The sequence below is a fragment of the Nonomuraea longispora genome, assembly GCF_004348345.1.
GTDB classification, from domain to species: domain Bacteria; phylum Actinomycetota; class Actinomycetes; order Streptosporangiales; family Streptosporangiaceae; genus Nonomuraea; species Nonomuraea longispora.
Genome location: NZ_SMJZ01000255.1, coordinates 1 through 11,053, shown reverse-complemented (window position 1 = coordinate 11,053; position 11,053 = coordinate 1). Strand labels below are relative to the sequence as shown.

The window sequence follows — 11,053 nt, the reverse complement described above, 5'->3', positions numbered from 1 at the left end:
GGTGTCGTCGGCGCCGGGGCTGAGGGGCGGTGTGCGGCCGTTCGGCTTTCCGGTCGGCGGCACGGAGTTCCCGACGACGGACGCCGTCGCGGCGCCCGCGCCCATGATGCGGTTCGACGGGCCGGATCCCGCGGCGGTGCCCGAGCTGGCCGCGTACCTCGCCAGGGCCGTCACCGCCGCCGTCGAGCACGTGGCCCCGACGAGCAGGGACGTCGCCCATCGGCTCCACCTTCTCGCCGCCTGGCTGGAAGCGCGGGACAAGCCGGCCGACGCCTTGGTCCCGGCGGGGGAGGCCGCCGTACGGTTGCGTGGTCTGGCCGCCGAGGAGCCGGGGCTGCGGTCCATGCTGGCGGAGACCGCGAGCCTGCTGGCCAGGCTCCATGCGCGGCTGGACGACCTGGACGCCGCCGCCCGTACCGCGGCGGAGGCCGTACGGCATCTGCGTGCCCTGACCGCGCTGGACCCTGGCGAGCACCGCGCCCGCCTGGCCGGGCAGTTGCCGGCGCTGGGCGAGTTGCTGCTGGCCGACGACCGGCCGAAGGGGGCGCTCGGCCCGTTGCAGGAGGCCGTGTGCCTGGCGGCGGACGAGCGCACCGCAGTGCAGGCGAACGCCCGGCGGCTGCTCGGCCTGTGCCTGGACGAACTCGGCAGGACCGCCGACGGCGCGGCGCAACTGGAGCTCGCCGCCGAACTGTACGAAGGCGACCGTCCAGGACTCGCCGCCGAACTGTACGAGGGCGGTCGTCCGGGGCTCGTGGCCGGGGTGCGGGCCAGGCTGAAGCGGACGCGTGCGGCGCCGGACGGGCACGGCGGCGGGCGGCCCTGGCTGCTGGCGATGGTCGCCCGCGATCCCGAGCAGGCCGTGGCCGGTGCGGAACGGCGCCTGTCGGAGTGCAGGCAGTCGGTCGAGAGCGCGGGCGTGCCGGGGGCGGAGGAGATCCACGCCTACCTGGCCGCGCAGGCGACGCTCGCCCGCGCCTGGGCGGACGCGGGGCGGGCCGGTGACGGTTTGGCGCTGGCGGCGCAGGCGGCCGAGCTGCTGCAGCGCTATCCCGTACCGGATCGGCCCGCCACGATCGCCGTGGGCATGGTCGAGGCGGCGCTCGGCCGCTCGCTCGCGGGGCTCGGCCGCCACAAGGAGGCCGTCCCGCACCTGCGGACCGCGATCGAGTCCTACCAACCGCATACCGGTACGAGCGCCGCGTTCCGGACGGAGTTGGCGGAGCTGCTCATCCTGGAGACCGTCGCGCTGTCCCGTGCCGGTTGCCTGCCGGACGCGGAGGCCGCCGCCGACCGGCTGGTCGGGCTGTGCGAGGGGCTCGTGGCGGACGGGCTGCATGCTCCCCCGGCACTCGCCGGGGCGCTGCGGCTCCAGGCCGGCATCCGCTTGGCCGGCCGGAACGCCGAGGGCGCGCTGCAGTCGGTCACCCGGGCACTCGATCTGACCGGCGACGGCCCCGGCCTGCCGACCGCCACCTGCCTGGAGCTGGGCGGGCTGTGCCTGGCCGAACTCGGCCGGCCGGAGGCGGCCAGGGAAAAGCTCGCCCAAGGGGCGTCGTCGTGGGCGGAGGACGGCCGGGTGCCGCCCGATCTCGTCGACGTGCACGTTGCGGCCATGGTCACGCTGGCCGAGCTGGACAGGGCGGAGGACGGACCCGCCGCCGGTGCGGCCCTGTGGTCGCGGATTCTCGGCATGCGGCCGTTGCCGGGGATGGACGTACTGGAGCGACTGGTCGGGGTCCTGGGCGATGTCACAGGCGACATTGCGGACCTGCTGCCAGCGCTGCCGGCGTTCACCGACGCCCTTGAGCGCGAGGCGCCGCTGAACGGCCCCGGCCTTGAGCTCCACGCCGCGTACGGGCGCTGCCTGTCGGGGTTCAGCGACACGGCCGCGCGGGCTGGGGACGACGGGACCGCGCGCGTGGCCGCCGAACTGGCCGTACGCGTGCACCGGAACCTCGCCGCGGCATCGGACGCGTACCGTACGGAGCTCGGCCTGGCGCTGGCCGCCCTCGCCAGGCTCGGCCCCGCCGACCTCGCCGTCATGGAGCAGGCCATCGACCTTCTCGGCGGGCAACCGGCCGACGCCACCGGACGACCGGACGACCCGCTTCGCCACGCCGGCACGGTGCTGGTCGACGTGCTGAACCGTTACGCCGCCCGCCTGCTCGAAGACGGCCGGGCCGTCGAGGCCCTGGCATACTGCGAGCGCGCCGCCGACCTCTGCGACGAGCTGGACGACCCCGGGCTCGCCGCCGCCACCTACTGCGGGCTCGGTACCGGCCTGACCGTGCTGTCTCGTCCGCAGGCCGCCCTGGAGGCGATCACCTGGTCCCTGGCCGAACTGGACCGCGCCGAACTGGACCGCGCCGCGCCCGATCGGGGCGCCGTGGTGGGGCAGGAGCTTACGCGGGTGCGGGCCCAGGCCATCCGGGCGCGCGGAAAGGTGCTGCGGGGGTTCGGGAGGAGCCAGGAGGCGCTGGAGCACCTGGTGGAGGCGCTGGAGCTGTTCACCCGGCTGTCCGACACCCGGGACGCCGCCGAGACCGCCGCGACGATAGCCGACCACCTGCTGGCGTCGCGTCGGGCCGAGGAGGCCGCGGAGTACGCCAGGACCGCCACGACCGCGTACGCCCCCGGCACCGTCAAGCACGCGCTGGCCACGCAGCGCCTGGCCAGGTGCCACCTGATGCTCGGCCGGCTCGCCGAGGCCGACGAGCTCGTGGAAGGGCTGATCCCGCTGGCCAGGCGGCACCCCGACGACCTCACGTACCGGGCGATCCTCGCCGACTCGCTGGCGCAGAGCTCGGAGCTGCTGCCCCTGCTGCGGCTGGACGGCGGGACAGAGGCGGAGGCCAGGGCACGTGAGGCGATCGCCGTCTACGACGAGCTGCTGGCCGCGGGCATGGACGCGCAGGCACTGTACACCGGCCGCGCGGGCGCGTGCCTGACGCTGGCCTCCGCGCTCAGGATGCAGGGCATGGCCGCCGACGCCGTCCAGCCGCTGCGGGAGGCGGTCGCCGCACTCGAACGCCACGGTCCCGGGCATGCCCTGCTGGTGGGTCTGCTGTCCAGGGCGATGCTGATGCTGGGCGACGCCCTCATGGAGGCGGGCCGGGCGCTGGAGGCCGGGCTGGTCTTCCACCGGGCCACGCAGGTGACGCGGGACCCGATGTCGAGGGCCGTGGCGCACGCCAGGCTCGGCCTCTGTCAGGAGGAGCTGGCCAGGGACGACGCCGCCGACGCCGCGCTGCGGGTCTCGGCGCAGCTGCTCCACGACCTGATGGTCACCGAACGCGACGGAGGGCCGGCCGAGCTGCTGCGTGACGTGCTGCACGGCCGGCTGCGCCTCATGGAGCGGGCCGGCAGGGACGACGAGGCGAAGGCGGTCAGGGACGAACTGCGCCGCCTCGCCCGCCCGTGACGTCCCGGACCGGCGTCACGCGCCGCCGCCCTCCACCGTCTCCCGTGCCCAGCGGTAGTCGGCCTTGCCCGCCGGTGAACGCACCATCTCCGCGACGAACGCGTACGAACGCGGCACCTTGTACCCCGACAGCAGCTTCCTGCAGTGCGCGTCCAGTTCCTCCTCCGTGAGCTCGGCGCCCTCCCGCGGCTCGACCACGGCCGCGACCCTGCTCCCCCAGCGTTCGTCCGGCACCCCGGTCACCACCGCGTCGAACACCGACGGATGCCCCTTCAGCACCGCCTCGACCTCTTCGGGGAACACCTTCTCGCCGCCGGTGTTGATGCACTGCGAGCCCCTGCCGAACACGTTCACGGTGCCGTCGGTCTCGACGGTCGCGAGATCGCCGGTGAGCAGCCAGCAGGTGCCCTCGTCGTCGGTGACGAACGTGCGGGCCGTCTTGGCGGGGTCGTTGTAGTAGCCGAACGCCACCCGCCCCGACCGCGCCACCGTCCCCATCTGCCCGGAGCCGGGCTCGACGGGCCGCAGCCGCTCGTCGAGCACGGCCAGCTCGACCACGGCGTTGGGCTGGTAGCGCAGGCCCTTCTCCGGCGAGGACCCGGCCACGCCCGACGCCGTGTAGCCGGACTCGGTGGAGCCGAAGTTGTCCAGGATCATGACGTTGGGCAGCAATTCCTGCAGCCGGTCGCGTACGGCGCCCGACAGGATGGCCCCGGTCGAGCTGATCACGACGAGCGAGGAGACGTCGTGGCCCCCGCCCTCCAGCGCGTCCGCCAGCGGCCTGGCCATGGCGTCGCCGGTGATGTTCAGGGTGAACACCCGTTCCCGCTCGACCGTCCGCCACACCTCGGGGGCGTCGAACTTGCGTACGTACACCATGGTGGAGCCCATCCACCAGGTGATGAACGTCGCCATCTGCGCGGCCCCGTGCATGAGCGGCGGCGCGGCCATCATCACCATCGGAGCGGCCTTGACCGCCTCGTCGACGACCTCCTGCGGGGTGGCGCGCGGCTCGCCGTACGGGTTGCCGCCGCCGAAGCCCATGAACAGGTCCTCGACGTGCCACATCGCGCCCTTGGGCAGGCCGGTGGTGCCGCCGGTGTAGATGATGTACACGTCCTGGCCGGAGCGCGCCGGGAAGCCCCGTTCGGGCTTGCCGCGTTCGAGAGCCGTCGCGTACGGCACCGCGGAACCGATCGCCGACGACCCGCCGACCGCGACCAGATGCTGGAGCAGCGGCGCTTCACCGGCCACCGCGCTCACCCTCGGGTCGAACTCCACGTCGTAGATCAGCGCCCTGATGTCGGAGTCGCGGTAGAGGTAGAGCAGTTCGGCCTCGACGTAGCGGTAGTTGACGTTGATCGGCACGGCCCTGATCTTCAGCGCGGCGAGCATGCCCGCGACGTACGGGATGCCGTTGTAGAGCTGGATCCCGACGTGCTGGCCCGGCCGGACGCCCAGGTCGGCCAGGTAGTGGGCGAGCCGGTTGGCCTCGGCGTCGAGCTCGGCGTACGTGCGCCGTCCCTCGCCGCAGACGACGGCCGTCCTGTCCCCGATCGTGTCGGCGAGCCCTTCGAACAGGTCAGCGTGGTTGAACTCCATGACGACCCTCCGTCGTTCGGGGTATGCGGGGTGTCCCCGCAGGGTCAGGGCTTGTCGCGTCCGACGATCCACATCGCGAAGAACTGGGATCCGCCGCCGTAGGCGTGGCCGAGTGCGGTGCGGGCGCCGTCCACCTGGTGTTCGCCCGCTGTCCCGCGCACCTGCAGCGCTGCCTCGGCGAACCTGATCAGCCCTGACGCCCCGATCGGGTTGCTGGACAGCACGCCGCCGGAGGCGTTCCACGGGATGTCGCCGTCGAGTGCCGTGGCGCCCGACTCTGTGAGCTTCCATCCTTCGCCCTGCGCCGCGAACCCCAGGTTCTCCAGCCACATCGGCTCGTACCAGGAGAACGGCACGTACACCTCGGCGACGTCGATGTCGCGGCGCGGGTCGGAGACGCCGGCCTGGCGGTAGACGTCGGCCGCGCAGTCCTTGCCCGCTTGAGGGCTGACCGTGTCGCGTCCGGCGCGGAAGATGGGCTCGGAGCGCATGGCCGTGCCGTGCACCCAGGCGGGGGTGCCGGTGACCGCCGACTCCGACGACAACACCATCGCGCAGGCGCCGTCGCTGGACGGGCAGGTCTCCAGGTAGCGGATGGGTTCCCAGAGCATCGGCGTGGACTCGACCATGGCCCGGTCGATGCCGGGGATCCGCAGGTGGGCGTACGGGTTCCTGAGCGCGTTGCGCCGGTCCTTGACCGCGACGAGCGTGCCGATGTGGGCGGGTGCGCCGGACGCGCGCATGTACTCGCGGATGTGCGGCGCGAAGTAGCCGCCCGCGCCCACGACCAGCGACGCGCTGAACGGCAGGTGGGTGGAGAGCGCCCAGGTGGCGTTGGACTCCGACTGTTTCTCGAAGGCCACCACCAGCACCCGTTCGTGCACCCCGCCCTGGATCAGCGAGGCGCCGACGAGCGCCGTCGAGCCGCCGACGCTGCCCGCGGTGTGCACGCGCATCATCGGCTTGCCCGCCGCGCCGAGCGCGTCCGCCAGGTACGACTCGGGCATCATCACGCCCTCGAACAGGTCGGGCGCCTTGCCGATGACGACGGCGTCGATGTCCTTGAACGTCAGCCCGGCGTCCTCCAGCGCTCTCAGCGCCGCCTCGCGTACGAGCCCGGCGATCGACACGTCGGTGCGCCTGCTGCGGTAGCGCGTCTGCCCGACGCCGATGACGGCACAACGGTTTCCCATCACCCCTCCAGTACGGTGACGAGGTTCTGCTGCAGGCAGGGGCCGCCGGCGGCGTGCCCGACGGTGCGGCGGGCGGCGCCGTCGTGGATGCGCCGCGCGGCCTCGCCGATGCGGATGAGCCCCGTGGCCATGACCGGGTCGGCCGCCTGCGGGCCGCCGGACGGGTTGATCACGGTGTCGCCGGGCAGCCCGAGCGCCTCCCGCAGGATGACCTCCTCGTGCGGGAACCGGGCGTGCAGCTCCGCCACCTCGACGGGGCCCTTGCCGACTCCCGCGGCGCGCGCGGCGTCGGCGGCGGAAGCCGACCGGGCCAGGTCGCGCATGCCCAGGTAGTGGGGCTCGGTGCGGTGGGCGATGCCCCGGATGTAGGCGGGCCTGGGGTTCAGCCGGCTCGCCAGGTCGCCCGTGGCGAGCACGATCGCGGCGGCGCCGTCGGTGACGGGCGGCAGGTCCGTCTTTCTGAGCGGCCGCACCGCGACGTCCTCGCCCTCGGGGTCGGGCAGGTCCAGCGCGTACGGGTTGCGCCGCCCGTCGACCCGGCCGCGCCTGATGATCTCGTCCAGCTCGGCCCGGTCCGCGCCGACGGCGTTGGCCTGGAGCGCGGCGTAGGAGAGCTGGTCGAGCCCGAGCGGCGCCAGATAGTACGGGTCCAGCTGCAGGGTCATGATCGTCGCCAGATCGCCCAGCGACGACTTGCCGAAGCCGTAGACCAGGGCCGAGTCGATGTCGCCGTGCTGGAGGCGCACCCATGCCTCGTACAGCGCCCAGGCGCCGTCCATCTCGACGTGGCTCTCGGAGATGGGCGGCCAGGCGGCGAGCGCGTCGAGGGCCGACACGAACGAGAACGGGGCGCCGGCCAGGTAGTCGCAACTTCCGGAGCAGGTGAAGCCGAAGCGCCGGAGCCCGGTGCGCTCCTTGATCTCGTCGATCACGGGCTGGATCAGCTCGGGCTCGGTCAGGCCGGTGTCGCGGTCCGTGTGCCGCGTCTGGGCGAACGCGACGATGGCTACGTCTCTCATGGCTGCTCCACGTCGGGCTCGCCGGTGGGGGCGAACCAGCGGATGTTCGCCATGGACGCCGTGCGTTCGTGCTCGGGGACCCACACGGCCTTGACGCGCATGCCCTGGCGTACCTCGTGTGCGGGTACGTCCCCGATCAGGGCGATCATGGGGATGTCGCTCCCGTCGAGCAGGATGTACGCCGACACGAACGGCACCTCGGGGGCGCGCGGGTCGGGCAGGTTGTTGACGGCGAACGTGGTGATCGTCCCGGTGTCGGGGAGTTCGAGCGTCTCCGGGATGGCGCTGCCGCATTCGGGGCAGGTCAGCCGGTACGGCACGTACACCTTGGCGCAGGTGTCGCACCGGCCGCCGAGGAGCACGCCGCGTTCGACGCCCCGCAGGAAGACGCGGAGCGCGCCGCCCGCCTGGAGGCGGTATTCGGTGCGTACGTCGGCCACGATCTCGGTGACCTCGGGCACGAAACACGCGATGTCGGTGATGTGCCCGGTGGGGCGGTCGTTCCAGACGGGCCAGACCCGCATGCCCGCCCGCACCTTTGTGGGGTCACTCGCGTCCACGGCGTGCACGAGGGCGGTGTCGGCGCCGTCGAGCCTGATGAGCGCCCACGCGAAGGGCCGGTCGAGCGGGTGGCCGGGGCGCGGCTCGGGCACGAACGCCCATGTCGTGACCGTTCCCGCCGGGCCGACCTCGACGAACTCGCCGGTGACCGGCTCGCCCGTCATGGGGTCGTACTCGAGGGGCGGCACGAGCACCTTGCCCTCCTTCGTGCGCACCCCGACGATGCGGCGGGCTCGCAACTCGCTGAGGAACCGGCCGATCACGGGGCCCGTGGTGCGCGTGTAGCCGCCGGGGAACTCCAGGACGTGCCGGGCGACCAGCGGATCAGATGGCACGGTCGTGTCCCTCCCAGTACGGGGCGCGTAGCCTGCGTTTGAGCAGCTTGCCGTTGGGCTCGCGGGGCATCTCCGCGATGAAGTCGACGCTCCTCGGCCACTTCATCCTGGCCAGGCGGCCCTCCAGCGACGCGAGCAGTTCGGCGGCCAGTTCCGGCCCCGGCTCGACGCCGGGCGCGGGCTCGACCACGGCCTTGATCTGCTCGCCCCACTCCTCGTCAGGGATGCCGAACACGGCCACGTCCGCCACCTTCGGGTGGACCATGAGCTCGTTCTCGATCTCGGCCGGGTAGATGTTGGCGCCCCCTGAGATGATCATGTCAGCCTTGCGGTCGCAGAGGTAGAGGAAGCCGTCCTCGTCCAGGTATCCGATGTCGCCCACGGTGAAGTGGTCGTCGAGCCGGTTGGCGGCGGTCTTGCCGGGGTCGCCCTTGTACTCGAACGGCACGCCCATCATCTTCATGTAGATCGTCCCTGGGGTGCCGGCCGGCACCGGCTCGCCCTGGTCGTCCACGACGAGCAACTCGCTGATGGGCCAGGCGGAGCCCACCGTGCCGGGGTGCGCCTTCCAGCCCTCGGGCGTGGCCAGGGTGCCGCCGCCCTCGGTGGCCGCGTAGTACTCGTACACGCAGTCGCCCCACCACTCGAGCATCGCCCACTTCACCGGGACGGGACAGGGCGCGGCGGCGTGGATCATCCACCTGAGAGAGGACAGGTCGTACGCGCCCCGGGTCTCCTCGGGCAGCGCGAGGAGCCGCTTGAAGTGGGTCGGGACCATGTGGGAGCTGGTGACGCGGTGCCGCTCGCACAGCCGCAGCATCTCCTCGGCGTCCCACCGGTCCATGTAGACGAGTGTGTGGCCCATGTGCAGGGCGGTCCCGCCGAACTGGGTCACCGCCGTGTGGTAGCTCGGCGAGGTCACCAGGTGGACGTTGGGGCGGCCGGGCGTGACGCCGAACAACCCGAGCAGCCCCGTCATCAGCTCGGCCGACTCGTCGGGGTCGAGCCCGTTCAGGCGACGTCGGACGCCCTTGGGCTTGCCGGTGGTGCCCGAGGTGTAGTGCATGGTGGCGCCGGCGGTGCGGTCCTCGGGCGCGGTGCCGGGCTGCCCGTCGGTCAGTTCGCGGGCGGGGCGGAAGCCGGTGGCCCGCTCGCCCAGGACGAACCTGCGCTCGGGCTCGATCGCCTCGGCGCCCCTCGCCCCCTCCTGGAGGAAACGCGGGTGCACGAAGAAGGCCTTCGCCTCGCTGTCGGACACGATGTACGCGATCTCGGGGCCGGTCAGGTGCCAGTTGACCGGGGTGTAGTACCACCCGGCCTGCAGCGCGGCCAGGTAGAGGACGAGACCGTCGGCTCCGTTCGGGGCCAGGCCGCAGATGCCGTCGCCGGGTTTCAGCCCGAGGGCGCGCAGGCCGTGCACGAGCCGGTTGGAGCGGGCGACCAGGTCACCGGCGCGGTGCTCCGTACCGTCGGGATCCACGGCAGCGATCCACTCGGGATCGGCCTGCGCGAGCCTCCAGAAACCGAGCGTCCCCATGCACTTCCCCCTGTCCAGGGCCTCCACGCCGTGGAGGCGGGTTCGGTCGCTTCGATGCCGCCGCCTTCCCCGCTCCGTCACGGGGGCTAAACAGGAACCTGTTCTCGTTTGATGGGGGGAGCGTATCCTGGGGCGAAAGTTTGTAGCAAGCGCTTGATACCGAGATTCGGAGGCATCCGTGGAGCTCCTGCCGATCAGCACTCCCCACTGCCGGGTCGAACGCGACGGCCACGTCCTGACCGTCACCATGAACCGGCCGGAGGCCCGCAACGCGCTCTCCTCGGACATGCTGGTCGGCCTGGCCTCGGCCTGGGCGTACGCGTCGGCCGAGCCGGAGATCCGGGTCGCGATCCTCACCGGCGCCGATGGCACCTTCTGCTCCGGGGCCGATCTCAAAGCCATGGGACAACAGTCCACCGACCCGGCGGTCCAGGCCAGGGCCACGCGCATCCCCAACTTCCACTGGAAGGGGCTGCTGCGCGAGGACCTGCCCACCAAGCCGGTCATCAGCGCCGTCGAGGGACACGCGGTCGCGGGCGGCACGGAACTGCTGGTGGGCACCGACCTGCGGGTGGTGGCGGAGTCGGCCACGCTCGGCCTGTTCGAGGCACGACGTGCCTTGTTCCCCATGGGCGGCAGCGCCGTACGGCTGGCCCGGCAGATCCCGTACTGCCACGCCATGGACCTGCTCCTCACGGGCCGCCCGATCACGGCGGCGGAGGCCCTGTCCATGGGCCTGGTCAACCGGGTGGTGCCCGACGGGCAGGCGCTCACCGCCGCCCGCGAGCTGGCCGAGGACGTCGCCGCCGCGGGCCCGCTGGCCGTGCGGGCGATCCTGCGCACCTACCGCGACACGCTCGGCCTGGCCGAGCCCGAGGCGCTGAAGGTGTCGGACGAGCTCGGCTGGCCGGTGATCGGCTCGGAGGACGCCAAGGAGGGCACCCTCGCCTTCCGCGAGAAGCGTCCGCCCATCTATCGCGCCCGCTAGCCCCCGGTGATGCGGCCGAGGCGTTCCAGCGCCTCGGCGTACTCCTCCAGCAGCCCGAACACCACGTCCTTCGTCGACCTGACCTGGTTGGTCACGCCGATGACCTGGCCGGCGGGGAACGTGGCCAGCTCCGACACGTCCGAGCGGCCGATGCGGCGCAGCGCGTCCGACACCAGCATGAACTGCAGCGGCATCGGCAGCGTGCCCGGCGACTCCTCCGACTCCCACGCCTCGGTCCACTCGTTCCTGAGCAGCCGCGCGGGCTTGCCGGTCCAACTGCGCGAGCGCACCGTGTCCCTGGACGTGGCCGCCAGGATGCGCTGCTTGGCCATCTCCGGCGTGTCCGCCTCCTCGACCGTGAGCCACAGGGATCCGGTCCACACGCCCTCCGCCC

Annotated in this window: 8 protein-coding genes; 2 read left to right on the top strand and 6 right to left on the bottom strand. The window is 72.7% G+C overall.

Annotated elements, in window-relative coordinates; all coding sequences use genetic code 11:
* Positions 1 to 3,424, top strand: a 3,424-nt coding sequence (locus tag E1267_RS45025) for a hypothetical protein (protein WP_165960054.1), incomplete at its 5' end; no start/stop codon positions are given.
* Between the two features lie 15 nt (positions 3,425 to 3,439).
* On the opposite strand, the gene E1267_RS39410 is transcribed toward E1267_RS45025, so the two are convergent.
* From E1267_RS39410 to E1267_RS39390, 5 genes are read right to left on the bottom strand one after another with little or no spacing between them, the layout of a single operon-like run.
* Positions 3,440 to 5,026 (bottom strand): acyl-CoA synthetase, encoded by a 1,587-nt coding sequence (locus tag E1267_RS39410; protein ID WP_132340703.1) that lies wholly within the window; start codon positions 5,024 to 5,026, stop codon positions 3,440 to 3,442.
* Positions 5,027 to 5,070: 44 nt separating this feature from the next.
* Positions 5,071 to 6,219 (bottom strand): thiolase domain-containing protein, encoded by a 1,149-nt coding sequence (locus E1267_RS39405; RefSeq protein WP_132340701.1) that lies wholly within the window; start codon positions 6,217 to 6,219, stop codon positions 5,071 to 5,073.
* Positions 6,219 to 7,238 carry a thiolase domain-containing protein gene (locus tag E1267_RS39400; protein ID WP_132340699.1) on the bottom strand — a complete coding sequence of 340 codons (1,020 nt, stop codon included), beginning with the start codon at positions 7,236 to 7,238 and terminating at the stop codon, positions 6,219 to 6,221. Before E1267_RS39400 ends, E1267_RS39405 begins: the two co-directional genes overlap by 1 nt.
* Positions 7,235 to 8,134, bottom strand: coding sequence for a Zn-ribbon domain-containing OB-fold protein (locus tag E1267_RS39395; protein ID WP_246064567.1), 900 nt, complete (start codon positions 8,132 to 8,134; stop codon positions 7,235 to 7,237). The genes E1267_RS39400 and E1267_RS39395 overlap by 4 nt, the downstream gene beginning before the upstream one ends.
* Positions 8,124 to 9,671: an acyl-CoA synthetase gene (locus E1267_RS39390; protein ID WP_132340697.1), complete on the bottom strand. Its 1,548-nt coding sequence runs from the start codon at positions 9,669 to 9,671 to the stop codon at positions 8,124 to 8,126. Before E1267_RS39390 ends, E1267_RS39395 begins: the two co-directional genes overlap by 11 nt.
* A 178-nt stretch (positions 9,672 to 9,849) precedes the next feature.
* Here E1267_RS39390 and E1267_RS39385 point away from each other — a divergent pair, with 178 nt between their 5' ends.
* Entirely contained in the window at positions 9,850 to 10,659 is an 810-nt protein-coding gene (locus E1267_RS39385) for a crotonase/enoyl-CoA hydratase family protein (protein WP_132340696.1), read from the top strand.
* Here E1267_RS39385 and E1267_RS39380 read toward each other — a convergent pair.
* Positions 10,656 to 11,053, bottom strand: a 398-nt coding sequence (locus E1267_RS39380) for a nitronate monooxygenase (RefSeq protein ID WP_181957902.1), incomplete at its 5' end; no start/stop codon positions are given. The two genes, E1267_RS39385 and E1267_RS39380, sit on opposite strands and share 4 nt — an antisense overlap.

Coding starts and splice junctions, on each gene's coding strand:
- E1267_RS39405 (WP_132340701.1), bottom strand. CDS start 6,219: ATGGGAAACCGTTGTGCCGTCATCGGCGTCGGGCAGACGCGCTACCGC.
- E1267_RS39400 (WP_132340699.1), bottom strand. CDS start 7,238: ATGAGAGACGTAGCCATCGTCGCGTTCGCCCAGACGCGGCACACGGAC.
- E1267_RS39390 (WP_132340697.1), bottom strand. CDS start 9,671: ATGGGGACGCTCGGTTTCTGGAGGCTCGCGCAGGCCGATCCCGAGTGG.
- E1267_RS39410 (WP_132340703.1), bottom strand. CDS start 5,026: ATGGAGTTCAACCACGCTGACCTGTTCGAAGGGCTCGCCGACACGATC.